Source organism: Nostoc sp. UIC 10890 (assembly GCF_054786515.1).
In genome coordinates, this window is record NZ_JBSGKF010000011.1 from 1 (window position 1) to 15,012 (window position 15,012).

Annotated in this window: 17 protein-coding genes; 4 read left to right on the top strand and 13 right to left on the bottom strand. The window is 40.3% G+C overall.

What is annotated here, in order from left to right:
* From ACWATR_RS36230 to ACWATR_RS36290, 13 genes are all read right to left on the bottom strand, one after another.
* On the bottom strand, positions 1-677 hold a 677-nt coding region (locus ACWATR_RS36230; protein ID WP_460344003.1), incomplete at its 3' end, for a transposase.
* Positions 678-1,155: 478 nt separating this feature from the next.
* A complete protein-coding gene (locus ACWATR_RS36235) occupies positions 1,156-1,383 on the bottom strand; it encodes a hypothetical protein (protein ID WP_460344006.1) in 228 nt (75 codons plus the stop codon).
* Positions 1,384-2,129: 746 nt separating this feature from the next.
* A complete protein-coding gene (locus ACWATR_RS36240) occupies positions 2,130-3,005 on the bottom strand; it encodes a hypothetical protein (protein WP_460344009.1) in 876 nt (291 codons plus the stop codon).
* 266 nt (positions 3,006-3,271) lie between these two features.
* Positions 3,272-5,173: a hypothetical protein gene (locus tag ACWATR_RS36245; protein ID WP_460344012.1), complete on the bottom strand. Its 1,902-nt coding sequence runs from the start codon at positions 5,171-5,173 to the stop codon at positions 3,272-3,274.
* Positions 5,173-5,739, bottom strand: a complete 567-nt coding sequence (locus tag ACWATR_RS36250; protein ID WP_460344015.1) for a hypothetical protein — start codon at positions 5,737-5,739, stop codon at positions 5,173-5,175. Before ACWATR_RS36250 ends, ACWATR_RS36245 begins: the two co-directional genes overlap by 1 nt.
* 54 nt (positions 5,740-5,793) lie before the next feature.
* Entirely contained in the window at positions 5,794-6,399 is a 606-nt protein-coding gene (locus ACWATR_RS36255) for a hypothetical protein (RefSeq protein ID WP_460344018.1), read from the bottom strand.
* A complete protein-coding gene (locus ACWATR_RS36260) occupies positions 6,396-6,521 on the bottom strand; it encodes a hypothetical protein (RefSeq protein ID WP_460344021.1) in 126 nt (41 codons plus the stop codon). The genes ACWATR_RS36255 and ACWATR_RS36260 overlap by 4 nt, the downstream gene beginning before the upstream one ends.
* Positions 6,518-6,949, bottom strand: a complete 432-nt coding sequence (locus ACWATR_RS36265; protein WP_460344024.1) for a hypothetical protein — start codon at positions 6,947-6,949, stop codon at positions 6,518-6,520. The genes ACWATR_RS36260 and ACWATR_RS36265 overlap by 4 nt, the downstream gene beginning before the upstream one ends.
* 65 nt (positions 6,950-7,014) lie before the next feature.
* The gene (locus ACWATR_RS36270; protein ID WP_460344027.1) at positions 7,015-7,194 is read right to left on the bottom strand and encodes a hypothetical protein; all 180 of its coding nucleotides are present in this window, start codon (positions 7,192-7,194) and stop codon (positions 7,015-7,017) included.
* Positions 7,195-7,201: 7 nt separating this feature from the next.
* The gene (locus ACWATR_RS36275; RefSeq protein ID WP_229474430.1) at positions 7,202-7,468 is read right to left on the bottom strand and encodes a hypothetical protein; all 267 of its coding nucleotides are present in this window, start codon (positions 7,466-7,468) and stop codon (positions 7,202-7,204) included.
* Positions 7,468-7,629 carry a hypothetical protein gene (locus tag ACWATR_RS36280; protein ID WP_181927079.1) on the bottom strand — a complete coding sequence of 54 codons (162 nt, stop codon included), beginning with the start codon at positions 7,627-7,629 and terminating at the stop codon, positions 7,468-7,470. Before ACWATR_RS36280 ends, ACWATR_RS36275 begins: the two co-directional genes overlap by 1 nt.
* Positions 7,626-8,036: a hypothetical protein gene (locus ACWATR_RS36285; RefSeq protein ID WP_460344030.1), complete on the bottom strand. Its 411-nt coding sequence runs from the start codon at positions 8,034-8,036 to the stop codon at positions 7,626-7,628. Before ACWATR_RS36285 ends, ACWATR_RS36280 begins: the two co-directional genes overlap by 4 nt.
* Position 8,037: 1 nt before the next feature.
* Positions 8,038-8,970 carry a ParM/StbA family protein gene (locus ACWATR_RS36290; protein WP_181927077.1) on the bottom strand — a complete coding sequence of 311 codons (933 nt, stop codon included), beginning with the start codon at positions 8,968-8,970 and terminating at the stop codon, positions 8,038-8,040.
* Here ACWATR_RS36290 and ACWATR_RS36295 point away from each other — a divergent pair, their 5' ends adjacent.
* From ACWATR_RS36295 to ACWATR_RS36310, 4 genes are all read left to right on the top strand, one after another.
* The gene (locus ACWATR_RS36295; RefSeq protein WP_460344034.1) at positions 8,971-9,159 is read left to right on the top strand and encodes a hypothetical protein; all 189 of its coding nucleotides are present in this window, start codon (positions 8,971-8,973) and stop codon (positions 9,157-9,159) included. It begins immediately after the preceding gene.
* A 183-nt stretch (positions 9,160-9,342) separates the two neighbouring features.
* The gene (locus tag ACWATR_RS36300; RefSeq protein ID WP_223280278.1) at positions 9,343-9,522 is read left to right on the top strand and encodes a hypothetical protein; all 180 of its coding nucleotides are present in this window, start codon (positions 9,343-9,345) and stop codon (positions 9,520-9,522) included.
* 1,489 nt (positions 9,523-11,011) lie between these two features.
* Positions 11,012-13,192, top strand: coding sequence for a bifunctional DNA primase/polymerase (locus ACWATR_RS36305; protein ID WP_460344037.1), 2,181 nt, complete (start codon positions 11,012-11,014; stop codon positions 13,190-13,192).
* Positions 13,193-14,072: 880 nt separating this feature from the next.
* Positions 14,073-14,561, top strand: coding sequence for a hypothetical protein (locus ACWATR_RS36310; RefSeq protein WP_181927074.1), 489 nt, complete (start codon positions 14,073-14,075; stop codon positions 14,559-14,561).
* The last annotated feature ends 451 nt before the right edge of the window (positions 14,562-15,012 follow it).

Genomic DNA, 15,012 nt, shown 5'->3' on the forward strand with positions numbered 1-15,012 from the left:
TAGAAACCTCTATCGAGTAAAATTAAAGTCTTAGCAGTCAATAAATTTAGTAATGCTCCCTCAAAATTTGTGTCTGAAGCAGCAGGATTAGTGTGAAACCAAACTTCAACAGGTAAACGAGTAACTAAATCAATAACTGTACAAATTTTCCCTGCTAGTTGCCCTGTTTTCATATCTTCCAGGCTTTTTAGCTTACGGAATAAGGCTTCTAGTGTTGAGCCATCAGCAATCCAAATTCGTTCAAAATTACAGAGTGCGAATTTTACACTATCTGGCAATGGTCGCTTAAGTCGTTGTTGCCAATTCAGTTGTAGTTGAGGTAGTAAATCTTTAAAGACTCGCTCAAATAATTCCGAAGGAAAAACTAAAAATCTTTCTGATAGTGATTGTTGAGCAATTTTTGTGGCACGGCACCATAATAAACCTTCTCTTGCCAAAAGACGATTTAATTCTTGTACTCCAGGAACTTGCCGCCACAATAACGTTAACACTGCTGCTACCATTAGCGACAAATTGAGAACCCTGTCTCTTAATCCTAACTGTTTATAATACTTTTGTTGAGCAAAGATAGCAGGAGTTAATAAAGCCTGTAATTGCTGAGAAATCACCTCATTATCTATAGTAGGGGTATTATGCCGTTGTGCGTGGTCAGCGTTTCGTTTTGCTGCTTTGGGCATGGTAGTAAAATCAGTTTTTCATTATCTGCTTTGATTACTGAATTTACCTAACAATGTTGGTCAATTTTTGCGCTCGTTATTGTGTCGTTACAATACTTTTCTATTCCAGATTTTAGCTGTTAAAACTCCTTGTGAAAATGATAATCAAAGAGAGGGGAAGGAGGCGAGCAACGCTCGCCTCCTTCCCCCACCCGCGTGCACGATTATCATTCTGATTTCAATTATTTTGAGTATTTTAACTGATTGACAAAATGCGTTTTACCTTAACCTCTTACAGATGGAGTAACATTGATTTTTTAGGGGTTTTGGGTATGACGAAAGAAACTATTCAATCATCGAAAGTTGGTAAAAGTCAAAATTAAGAACGCAAATATGTGGCTCTATGCCCAATTAACCCGGTTTGGCACGGTGATGCATAGTAGACTGTCCAATATTGGCGGCTATAAAAGGACACTTGCCACTGTCCTAACCCCATTGATTAAAACGCTTCACCTTCTTCAATCTGAAGCACATTGGGGTAAAAATCATCAAAGGGTCTTTCTACAGTTTCAAGGGCTTCTAAGGCTTGACGTTTATCACTAAACTGGTGCGCTTGTTGCTTATCTAAAATCCAATGATTTCTGACATCAAGGTAGTAACTTACATTATTTTCGTAAATGCCACTTACTACCCAGCGATAATTTCTAGACGGGATCTTAGCATTCATTGTAGACATCTTGCGAGTTAAGGCAGACTCCCTAACTCTGCCACAGCAAGAACAAACATTTTCTTGATGGGCTTTATACTCACAGCATTTATAACACCAGATTGTCTGCATAGAAACTTATTACTAAGGATGGAATTTCGGACAATAGTAACAGCGTCACGCTTCTTGCTGCTGCCGCCAGTCAAGTAGAGAAGCAATCAGCGCCTCCTTTTTCAAATCCTGCCCATTCATTTTTTGAGGCAGTCCCAACTCACTCTTCTATTTTCTCGCAGCTGTGGGTTCGCGCATAAAGTGAAATTTTGAGAACGAATTTACAGGGGTTTCAGCCTCTCTAATTCGCGCATAAAGTGAAATTGATTATGGAGTAAGCGTTTGAGCCAAGTAGCGACTTCGCACATAAAGTGAAATTTTGCATCTAATCACAGAAATTCACAGTATTTTTGGCAATAGTGCTAGTATTTTATACCTAAAAACTAGAACTTACGCACAAAAGCTACTTGACTACCTTCTTATCAAGAATGTATTGGTAATTTCCTAGAGCGGGCGATCGCACTTGAAAAGTACACTTTTAAAAGCATTTGGGCTGTCATTAAATCAAAGTCAGAAAATTTCACTTTATCTGCAAATTCACTATCTGGCTCAAACGCTTATGCCACAATCAATTTCACTTTATGTGCAAATAAGGGTGTCTGAAATCCCTATAACTCCGTTGTCCAAATTTCATCTTATGTGCGAATCCACACAGCCTATAGGGTTAAATTTTTGATATTGTCGATGGTTAAAGTACGATTTTTCGGAACTTCTAGTTTCTGATAGCTGTAACGGTGTATCTGCTCAAAGGTGTAAACTTCTGAATATCCGTTATCCCAATTTATTTTAGCTTTATTACCCTTAACGTCGGCGATCGTCCCAGAACAGCCACCGCTTTTTAGGCGATCTCCTCTACTCCAGGAACTGTCAGGTGTAGTTTCACTCTCTACTTCCAATTCCACATCGCCTAAAGCTGCGAGTTTTTGACCAATAACTTGAGGTGAATCAACAGGCTGGGCAGGAGTAACGCTTTCTAAATCAAGACATAGCTGCACTACAACCGGGGGCTTTTGTTTACCGTTTTTGATGTAATCGAAATACTGTTTATCTAACTTTTGTTGCTGTTGAAAAGCCCAGCGTTGAGCATTATCTTTGAACCATTTGGCAATAACATCAAGAATGGGATTTTTATTTTCTTTAACAGGATTGATTTCATTGGGTGCAAAAATTTCAGGCTGTAATGTCATACCTGAAGGTAACAGATTAAATGCTTCATGCAATAGCTGTTCTAGTTTGTGTGCAATATAACCAGTATATTTGCAGACTCGAATATAGGCAGTATGTAGATAATTAGCTACAGTTTTTATTAATGCAATAGCTTTTTCATTATCTAAATTTATACGTACTAAATGATTGATTGAGCTAGCAGCATTTTTGACAAGGCTGTAAACCATTGTCGCTTCAGATTGTAAAAATAAATATTTGTTATCTTTCTCCAGTCTTGCTACTTCTTGAAGTGTGGATTTTAAATTTTGAGCTAGGCTTTCAATTGTAGAAAAGTTATTTTGTCGCAATTGGATAAAAACTGTCATATTTTATGCATCATTTAATGAAATTGATTGAGCATTTTTAACGATTAAATATAGTAATATGCACAGAGATTAAGGTGTATAAATATGAATTTTATCTAAAACTAATTAATGCTGGATATCTGCCGTAAGTGTCCAATGTGCCGTAACTATGCCGTAGGCTAAGATGCTTTTAGCATGAGGCTTGCCGTGATTTGAGCGTGTGCCGTACAAGAACAATAAACCACTTGGGTGCAGTCTCTAAAATTTATGGCACTACGGCAGATACTTTACCAATCAGGTAAGAAATAAGTATTGTTTTCACCAGTGTTGAGCTTCTCAAATTGAATTAATTCCTTTAAACCAGCAATTAATTCTTGTTCTGAGTAGCTGGTGAGTCTGTCAGCTTTCTTCAAATCACGTAATGTCTTTGGGACTTTATTTTTTACATTTTGGAAGTATTCTAAAACCTTGTTTGCTACTTCACTTAATTGCTGTTGATGTTTTGATTCTTGACTGCTATCATTCAAATCAAATTCCAAGTCGAAAACTCTATCAAGATAAGTTTTTTCGTCAGCAATAGAATTAGATTTTTTTGATAATTTAGGCATTAATGCCACAATAAAACCACCAAGAGAAGCAATCAATATAGGACGTAAATTTTTATAAGATATGGGTTTTATCTGAAGGTATCTAGATTTAATCTCTTCCCTTTCTTGCTTGCCAGGGATAATGTCACCTCTATTTAAAATCAACTCCAGCACTCCATACGATTCTTGTTCTCTACCATTTTTGATGTACCTGTTACCTAATAACAGTAAATTTAGGCATAGACGAATTTGAGAATCCATCTTTTCAATCCCCAATGCACCCAGATTAAAAGACTGAAGGGAAGCAAAAAACTTGGTGTTAAATTCTCTGCCAATCAGTAAGACATCTAGTAATTTACCTCCATAGTTCCAGTCGGAGTAAGCTTTACTGAGTTGGTCAGCGATAACTAACCAATCATCCAAAATCAGAATTAACGGTGGTAATGATTCCCGCTTATGTTCAGGTAACAGCTTACGTTGTTTGTAGGAGTCGTAAAAGCGATCAATTGTGCGTTTAGCTGCTTCTGGTTGCTCCTGATCAAAGACAATTACTCTACCTTTGTCCCGTAAACCGCAAAAGCTATCATTTTTCGCACTGATTACCCAAATATCAGCACTGTTGTCATCATCCAGAATCCTTTGAATTAGATAATCAAGGGTAACGGATTTCCCTGAGCCTGGAGCAGCAACTAAGGCAGTAGAACCATCAGAACGGGCAATGGTTTGCAATGTTGTTAGTGCTTCAGTCTCTGATGGGTGAAGATAATCGCCTGTTGACACTGGTTGAGGCGCAAATGTTGACTGTTGTACTTGTTCTTGCACAGTTCCGGGTGTGCTGTATGGTAATTGTGCGGCTGGCTGTTGCTGTGGCTCAAATTTCTCAAAGCTCTGTCCCCCATCTAACAAGTGGCCAAACTCGTAATAATCATCAGCCGACATTGCCATGAGTAGGGCTGTCTGCTGTTGTGGGGTAATGCTGGCCATAAACTGCTGTCTGGCTTCTGCAATTTTGATGCCACGCAAGTATTTCAGCAGTTCGTTACCAGACAGGTTTAACAGTTGCTCACCAAGTTTTACACTGTAAGATGCTCTAATACCTTCAAACTGTTTGGTAGCTCGGTAATGAGGTCTGATATCTGCTAGATAATCCTGTGCCTTACTGGTTGCCCATAACCCTATCCCCCCGAACGTGATCGCTGCAATACCCAAATGAATCTTAAATGGGTTGTCGGCTGGCAGTTCGCGGAACACGTACAAGCTTTCATGCTGGAGGAATGCCCAAGAGTTAAAGTTTGGGTTGCTGGTGCGGTACTGATTAGCCTTCAAATATGGTTCTGGGATTTGCGATCGCTGTTCATAGCGACAATACTTTTTACCCAGCAATAGTTCTTCTGGGTTGCCCTCACCAGCTTGGATGGGTACATCGTGGATTCTGGCTGATTTTGGGTAGAAACAGATGTCTTTTTTAGCTATGCCGTCGCCGATATGGGCAGCTATGCCACAAACTACAGCACTTGCCACAGACAGTTTGACAGCCAAGCCTAAACGCGGTGGCAGGCTGTAGGAGCGCTGATTTAGTTCTGCTGGTTTAACATCTTTCATTATCTCTTTTTCCGTAAAAATAAGTACAATGTAATAGCTGCACATACGGAAAAGCCCAGCAAGAAGCCAAAATGATTTTGACTAGGTTCCTGAATACCTTCAAACTCTCTCACCTGCTGAGTAAATACTTGAAAACTGCCACGGGCTACAAAGTCCATCTGTTGGGCATCCCCGGTTAGCTTCCAAGAACTAGCAGCCAGCATCGCGGTGCGAGTCACACCAATAGCCAACTTTTGACGATTGGTAATTTTGGGAATCAAACCATTTTCAAAGCGCAAGTAGCAGAGGGTAGCAGCGAAAGAAGCACCCACTGGTAAGCCAGCAATAACGGCGGGGAACAGTCCCACACTGCCAGCCAGATACAGAGATTGCGTTGACGTGAGTTGAAAACCTGCTAAAACTGCACCTTGGGCAATACCACGAAATATAGTGATAGAACTGTCAATTTCTGCGATCGCCTGTTGGACTTGTTCACTGTTGTATTCATCACCAGTGACAGATGTAAGCGAATCGTCAACAATCTCAGCATCAAAATAAATAGGCGTTTTCTGATTTTTGGTTAGCATCGGCCAAACCTTGTAAAGAGTTATTCCCAGGGTTCACCCCTGGGAATTTACTTGTTAGTCAATCAACCGTCTAAAGAAACCTTTCACTCCTCGCATAGCGTTAGAACCATGTCTGTGGATGTCTTTTAGTGTTTCTTTAGCTCTGTCTGCGGGTGAAAGTCCTTGCTGTTTGTCCTTTACCTGCTGCCAAACCTGAGATTGTGCTTTGGTAGCGTCAATCTCAATGACTCTGAGGGCGGCACGGTGCGATTCACCAAGCAGGTTGAGCGTCCGTCCGTGCCGAAACTGTTCTTGGGCTAGCTGGTTATCAGATGCAATAACTTTTTCCTGTAGACCATAGCCCAAACGGGCATCGCTGACTCTGACCTTTGACCAACCATCAGCCATTTTGTTGATGCTTGTACCTGCGGCGGTGAGAAACTGGGTTTCTTCTGCCATAACAGCTTCAGTTGCTTGTAACCCTTGGTTTAAGTTACTAAATACCGCCTTGGCATTTTGGGCGCGTTGAGTTTGTTTAATTCGGAAATCAGCCACCTCTGCGGCGGCTGTCTGGTTGCCGTCAAGTGCTTGGAATATGGTTTCTTGGCTGATGTTCGTTAGGGACTGTAAAGCAGCGTATGTGACGGATGCATCCAGCTTGAGTTTTACTGTTTTGCTCATGTTTGCTCCTCTGCCCAAATAATTAAACCTCGTTTATCCAACTCATCCAGACTGACAGCATTGATTTCTTCTACCAACTCATCTGGTAAGATTTGCATCAACAATGTAATCAAAGCTTTCATGCCTCTTCACCCCAATAATTCATTTCACCCAGTCTGGATTGGATGGATTCAGCACGTTCAATCACATCCTCGCCAATGCCCAATTCCTGCATTACCTGAAACGGGTAATCCTCACCTTCTGCCAGTGCAAAAATCAGATTGTCAGGGACTAACCCGCCTAAATTAGCTAAAAACTGCCCGTGAGCCAGTGGATGCGGTGTATCATCAATAGTCTGATAGCTGTCATAAGCTCCTGTTGAGTCCCAAGTCTGATTCTGCAAATATGGCAGCGTCTCTTGAATAATTTGATGATCTTCAGTGGTTCTGCCTAAATCTGGTTTTGAGGGATCATCATTAGCCACAATGGAGGCGGCTGAGTGTGCCAGTTCCGAGGCGCATCCATTGTTAGTTAGCGCGTTCAGAGCTGCAAAGAAGATGTTGTCGCTCATCTTGTAAAATCCTTATATATTGATACCTGATGCTGTTGGCAGGTGATTCGCATTACTGATTGGCGTTAGTGGATGCGAATCGCCTTTGATTTGACATTCAGATTGCAAGGAATTGAAAAACTGACTAAATCACCCAGAGTGATATCACAATTAAATTGCAAAGCTTGGTATTGTGAATATTGAAGAATTTGTGTGAGCAATTGTTGGGCTTCTACAATCAATTGGGGTAATGATTGCCGACTCATATTCACCTCAAAATAAGGACAATTGCTGTGATTGTTGATTGACGACGGAACTGTTTGTAGATAAGCCTTCTACGGCATAACAACGAGTAGTTAAAGCTTTATGATTCAGCTTGATATCCGCCTTCTTCTTCTCTCCAGAAAGAGGACGGAAGATATACTGTGGTGCTTTGACTGTGCCTGTTTTTTCTAGATATCGGTACAAAGTTCTATCTATTTGATAAACGCCCGATTGAGTCAGTAATGTTGAATCATGGATGCGAGTGAGATTTTGCATTAGTTTTCACTCCCACCTTTTAACGAACGAACAAGAGTATCACCGTAGTTCACCAACAGGATGGTAAATAATTGTGAATATGTATTAATTCCTGTCTGCTCAATGATTTCCTTGGCTTTAGGTATGTGCTTCTCGTCTAAGACTACACGGGTCTGATTCATAACTTAAGACTCCTAACTAATAGCTGACCTTTCAGTTTTTCGGTCGTTTGTTCTTGTGGAGATATTTGTGGAGTTAATGCAAGATTTTCTGTTTCAATTTTTTGAATCTGAGGCAAAACATTCATCGTATTGCCTGCTAGATATTCACTAATCAAGAGATTTGTGGCAGATGTGACGCTAATTCCCCTCTCGGCTGCATATTGAGACACCCAGTCCTGATGACGTTCATCTAGTCTGACTTTGGGGTTAATTGTCCCTGTTTGGGGCAGATACGAAAGCTTGAGAGACCATTGATGTTTGATTGCGTCCAATAGCAGATTTACAGTGTCACTCAGTTTGGAATAGTTAAGTGAAAGACGGACTCCTTCAACTTTGCTGGCGACTTGAGCCGCTAAACGTACTTGCATTTTACATAGCCAACAATGCTTGAATGTTTGACAGTTGTGGATTGGCAGGAATGTAGAACCCTTGTTTTGCACTCAGCTTTTGACGGACTAAATTTGCACATCCACCAATCAGCATCACGTTGGTAACGTCTGCAAGATAGTCATTAGCAGCTGTAGAGATGCTGTCCATCAGATTGTTAAACCAGTTTTCTAACAACCCTGGAAAGACGGAGCTAAAGTCATATTTGCGTCCGTAGGTGAAAGAACCGTCAGCGATCGCGTCCATCATCTTAGCCACTTTAAAAGCAACGTTATCGCGCTTGGCGTAACTCTGCATCAAATCACTATTGATGATGTCGTTAGCCAGAGAGACACCGCCCACTTTGGGAATTGAGCGACGGGTGAGAACTTCCGAGGATGGGGTGATGACGACATAATTAGTTGTGCCACCACCGATATCAATAGCGAGTGTGTCGCCATCCATGTCAAGCTTGCCGTTTCTGTAAGCATTAATTACAGCAACATCTGTCTCAAGGAAAAATTCAACGTTTTTGATTCGGTGTCTGTAGTTTGTGCCGTTGACGTTAATTTGATGCTCTGCAACTAGAGTCCGTCTGATTGTGTCTTCGTGCCATTGAGAATGTTCTGGGACGAGAAACCGGACAACACCATCAAAATCCTGCCGCAATCCAGCCAAGGTGAACGGTTTAAAGAATTCTGGCAGGTCTTTACCCCTTTCTGCTGCGGTTTGTGAATTTTTCTGCTTAGTAGCGCGGTCTCCGAGGACTAAAACCTTATCATCAAGTTTGACAGAGGGTGAATTATCAGTGTCCAAATCTCTAGCACTGGTATAAGTCACATCTTGGAAGACTGAACGGATGACGCGAGGTTTTTCACCTTTGAGGGCGGTGATACTGCTGTAGTTTCCGATATCTGCACAGTAAATATTGATCACTTGCAATCTCCTAATAAAGCTAGTAGCAGCCTTTTTTGGCTGTTGCTAACCTTTGCAGATAGCTATTTTGGTCGTACTTTTCTCTACTATTTCCCTAAGTCTGGATCTGCCAAACTCTTACTCAAAATTGCAGAGACGCGTTACCTCAAAGGTGCTTGTCACATCCTAGTTGTCATAATTCAGGCTTAACGTATTCGCTTTACGCATATAAATATAATAACTAATGTGTAACTAAAATGGTATCATTCTGGTTATATATTGGTATCATTGTTTTAAATATCTTGTTCAAAAACTATTAGACTTGCTGATACTAATGTGGTATCACTTTAGTTAGAGTAGATGTAATCAATCTAATGTAGAGATAGAAAAATTATGATTACTTTCATGGCCCGCCAGAAAAAACCGACAACAAATAGGACAACTCGATATTTAGATGAAATCGTTGAGGCTCTGGACAAATACGCAGAAGACCAAATGATTAGTTCTAATGCGGCCGTAAATAAACTTTTAAAAGACCGATTAACCGAATTGGGATATATGCAACAAAACTAACACTCGCCAAACGTGACGAAGGAAAATCAACCAAACAAGCCAGATTATGATTTTGATCTAGTGACAGACCCAAAGGGACTGGTCAGCACGTCAATAAAAACAAAATTAACTCAATGCCTTCAAAAGACGTAAATACAAGAAATGGGCTGATTGCAGCATGAATGAAACATCATTAAAATTACTTAACATTTCAGGAGGGCTATTTAAAAAAGCGACCACTCCAACCAAGGAACGATCGCTGTTTGTACGTAATTGCTTAAATGTTCGCTTGAATGTTTTAAGCCTACAAGACCAGACAGACAAATCTGTTTTTATACGGTCGAGCCGCTTTTCATGCTACTCTAGCGAGAGTAAGTCTGCACGTAAAACTGCAATTAGTCTTTACAAGGGAGGAAGTAACGACCAAAACAGCATATTCAAATAATCAAAATAAATGTGAGTCGTTGTAGAACGGTTTCGGTGCCATAAAGACTGTAGGAGGTCAAAACACCAAATTGTTCCAGACAAACGAGGACTCACCACTCGTAACCAACCTATATCTACCAACCAACCTGTCACTTGTACTTGTACAAGTACCTGTCTGTTGCCAATATTAGCACACAGGCGGGATACTTTATGCTTTTTTTTGGACAAATAGTAAAAAAAGCATCTACCGCGACAATTGATCCCAACTCTGAATTCATGCGGAGTATTGGCAAAAGCTATTGAGCCAAAAATAATTAAGGGATGATTCTCCGGCTAGATGCCTCGCAGAAGAGGATAACGTCGTGAATAATGGATTTTTTCAATCAAAAACTGCACTTTTCTTTCTGAAAAAAATAATAAAGAGGGCTGATTTCTGCTTTCTTTACTACCCACCAGCTAGCGTCAAGGATTACACCAGTCGCTGGTCAAGTTGTGTCAAGTAGGTAAAAAAAAGAAATCGGCTAGCTGCCCACACGCCAGACATACGTTTAGCGGTTAACGACTAACCGTCAATTTTTAAAGCAATTTCAATGTAGCAATGTCTGGGTCATAAAGGCAAAATTAGTGCAACTTGAATCAGGTGGCATCAACCCTCTAAAACTAACTATGAGAGCTTCAGGCTAAGAATTACAGCCATTTTGACAAGAAAATTAATTTTTGAGCAAATTGGAAAATTTTTGTTTGTAGCCGTTGGTGACATTTGATATAAACACCGCTAATGAACCTTCAAATGAGAGGGTAGGGGGTAGGGTTTAAGAACCAAGAAGGGCTTAGGGTATTGGATGTTGGGTGTAGGAAAAGATTATCGAACACAATTCAGGAGTCAGGAGTCAGAATTCAGCATGAATTCTGTATGACTGGCGGATGAATCCCCGACGGATTGATTCTGACTCCTGAATTCTGACTTCTGAATTCTTCTTCAACAATTACACCCTACGCCAACACCCCACGCCAAGAAAGATACACTCCGAACCTAAAAAGTGTGGGTAGCTCCGATGAACCAATCATCATCGGAGAGAGAAAAATGGCAAAAGCCAAAGCAAACACAGCAGCACAATCTACCCTAGAGCCATTAGATCAACTAGGACAAAGGTTTCTAGAATACTTCCATCATGGTTGGGGATTCATCTATGCCCCCACCCCAAAAAGTGGTGAACGCCCACAGTGGCAAACAGAAACCCGCTACCCCTTACAGCCGCGTAACCTGTGGCAACAATACTTAAACCCCGATGTCTTAATAGGACTGCGGTTTACCAAACAAACCAACTACCTACTAATAGACCTAGACAGAAAAAGCCAGCTACACCCATCAAACAGCCAAATAAAATACCGGCAGTTACTAGCCAGCCTAGAAGAAATCGGCTTATGCAGACCAATACCCATACAATCAAGCGATAGTGGCGGACTGCATATATATTATTTCCTAGAAGAAAAACAACATTCCTACACTTTAGCCTGTGCCATCCAGCAGACCCTAGAAGCAGCAGGCTTCAAAATCAAAGGAGGAGAACTAGAAATATTCCCCAACTGTAAAGTGTATAGCAAAGGCAGCCCCAGTAACTTCAACGCCCATCGCTTACCCTTACAGACAGGCTCATACATACTCGATGATTGCCTAGAACCGTGGTCAGACGACATTGAAGACTTCCTCAACGCCGCCGACTGGTCAGCAAAAGGGCAAGACTACGAAGCATTAGCCCAAGCACTAGTCCGAGCCAACAGCAAAAAAATTATAAAATTCCCCTACCGTCAGCGCAGTGCAGCCGAGCAATGGAAGCAAGACCTAGAACAACGCATCTCTGAAGGATGGACAGGAAATGGACAGACCAACGAACTGCTCAAAGACATAGCGTGTTACGGCATAGTCTTTCGCCAATTAAGCGGACAGACACTAGTAGATCATATAGTGATCACAGCCTGCCAATCCCCAGGTTATGTAAACTGGTGTCGCCATCAACACGAAATAGAACAACGAGCCAAAGAATGGGCAAGGTGCTGTGAAGGATTTTACACCCCGTACCCAGGCACACCGCAACGGGTAAATAGTTATAAAGAACAATTTGGCAGAGTAGATGAAAATAAAATCATCAACCTGCACCCTAATAAACAACGTCAGCAAGAGACAATAGAGCGGATTCGTTCGATTGTCGCACAGTTACAACAAACTCTAACATTTCCTCTAAGGACAAGCGATCGCGCTCTAGCAATTATCGCCGCATCCAAAGCCCAGTATGGCAAAGGAGTAAGTCAGACAACCCTGCACAAACCAATATACCTACCCCTATGGCATCCCGACCACCAAGAAAAAAACGCATCAAAACAGCCTGTAAATGACCTTCTAGACAGCAACACAGCGATTTTATCTACTGAAAAATATCCCCAAATACCAGATCCGTGGTTAGAAGAATCGCAGTCTGAAACTCATGCCAAACAAGGGATACAGGAGCAAACAGCAAAAATTTACACGCTCTCCCCATATATGAAGGTTTTGTACTTGAGTTCAGCTAAAGCGTTGCCGCCAGCAACGCAAGAAGCTGAACTTAATCAAATTCAAGAATCTTCTCAAATTCAAATTCAAGAATTTTCTCCCAGTTTTAATTCTTCAGATCCTAGTTCTAATTCTTCAGAAATTTCAAATTTTCTCAATCATAAGCAAAACCTATACCAACCTTTCCGAAGCGAATCGTTTGATGACAATAAGCAAGACTTATCAAATGAGGAAACAATTACTGGGTTAGGTATTTCAGACGTAGTAACCACTGCTCATAGTGATGTTGATAGTAGCTGTGAGAACACTTTAGAGGGTGAACATACCTCAGAAGCCGAACCCTCTGTACCAGTTTCTATGCCAACTACTACACATCTGAAATTCGGGTGTGTAGATTCACTACCCATTCCTGTAGAAGCGGATGATCCAGTTCTACAGCAAACCTTTAGCCCAGATGATTACCGTCAGGCAATTAGACTGAAACTTCAGGCAACTGCTCAAGCACGTCATTGGCTGAAATTATACTGCACTATAGAAAAGTTATCCTTCCTGCCCCAGGAGCGAATCAAACTAGAAAAGGTGGCCATACGTCTGCTAATGCTAGAATCGCCGTCGCTGATTTTACAACAGGAAGCGCAGGAATGGCTGGCAAGTAACCCCTCTGCCCTAGAGATGGCAGAGCGTTTGAAACAAAGCAGACATGACTACAGGCTATAGAATTTGCGATCGTGCAGGCTTTTGATTAAAAATGATTGACTTAGCTGCAAAAACTCAATAAAAACCCCACTTAGTTGTGGGGAAATCAGAACCTGGATATTTAGAACAAATGTACTATACACTGTGATAGAAAGCAAATTTTTTGCAGTGTTTTTTTTCTAAACGTAGTATTTCGGAAAATGTTACTCAATCGGCATTAAGATAAAGCCTTTAAATTTTTCTATCTATGAACCATTTTTATAAAAAATTAACAAAAATAAATTGCCCCATTCTGAATAAACAAGAGCATAAAAGCGGTTAAAGATGTGCAACGGCGCAACCATAGGTGCGTTGTTGTGACTGATTTTAGTTTTTATGGCATTTTTGTCACAAAAAAGATAATTATGTCCCAGAAATGGGCATCATGACATCAAAATAACTGTTTTTGATGCCAAGCATAGATATTAAATGATGTCTAATAAAAATAGATAAATAAAGTTGTAGTAAAATTTATTTTTGTATAAGTGAAATGAATAGTAATTTCTGCACAAGTAAAGTCTTTTGTCAACTATTCATAGTAATAAAAATTTTCCTAAAATCGGGTTTAATAGTAAAAAAATATATAGAAATTTGAATTAAATTTACAAAACTGGTTTGGTTCTAGTTAGTTGCACTAGAGTTTCTTTATTGTTCCTTTGCAAAATAATTGATTTTGACAGGAAATCAGATTTATCCCTAGTAATTAAAGTGTGTCTTTTTGGCAAAGGACAGTTGGGAGCATTCAGTTTTGGCAGATAGACTTTTTTAGACAACCCATATAGTGGGTTTATGGTACGAAATAATTATTTTTCTTCCAAAAGTGGATGCTCCAGGACAGTTAAGCAGTTTCCTAGTCTTTGTTATGCAGATAAAACACTTACCTTTGACTTTGGCTCGGCTCAAAGCATCTATATCAGCAAATGAACGTGCTGATATTAGAGCAACAAAAAATAAAGGTTCAAAAAGCTTATTGAAGATATTTTTTCAGGTACGTTGGCAGCTTGTTTCAGTCACTACAACGCTTTTAATTGGTTTACAATCGAGGGCAGCTAGAGCAGATTCCATATTTTCTAATGCACAAAAAGCAATGGAATGTATAATTACTAGTGCCTCAGCAGGTGGAGCGATTACGAATGCAGTCTTAACTAGTCTGCCAATGATTTTATTTACCGCCTTGACAATAGTTTTATTCGGTTATTTCTGCTTCTCTATTTATCAAGGGGTTGCGGCGTATGGACGTGGTGAAGAAGTTAGTAATGTTATTCAGCAGCCAATTTTTACCTTCATATCTGTGATATTGATTGTAGTATTCCAATCACTGCTTTTTGGCAATAACTCAGCTTGTAGCTAATGACCGAAGAATTAAGGAGTCAGAATAATTTACATTAAGTAAATTCAAAGAATCAAAATCAATTAGTGACAGATACCCTCAATCTGGTTCAGATAAGCTTTTTTCTCTCCCTCTGTTTGCCTTGCTCCTCCTGTCTACTTCAACAAATTAATTTCCATTTTCTTAACTGAACCGTATTGGTAATATCTTGCGAAATTTAGCTATGAAATCATAGCTAAATCAGAATCCATTCTGGCTCCTAAACAGCATTCATTTAACGGCAGTTGCTACAAATAAAAAAATTACGAGGATGCACTGCCTTCTTGATGCTGATTAGCTTATCAGCATTTAAGTTGCATAAAAGTAGGGCTACAGCCCTTACTACAAGCGAATCATTCTGGAAAAATGAATGACGATTAGCTTAATACCTGTACTTATTCTGAATTCTGGTTTCTGGTTTCTGGTTTCTGGT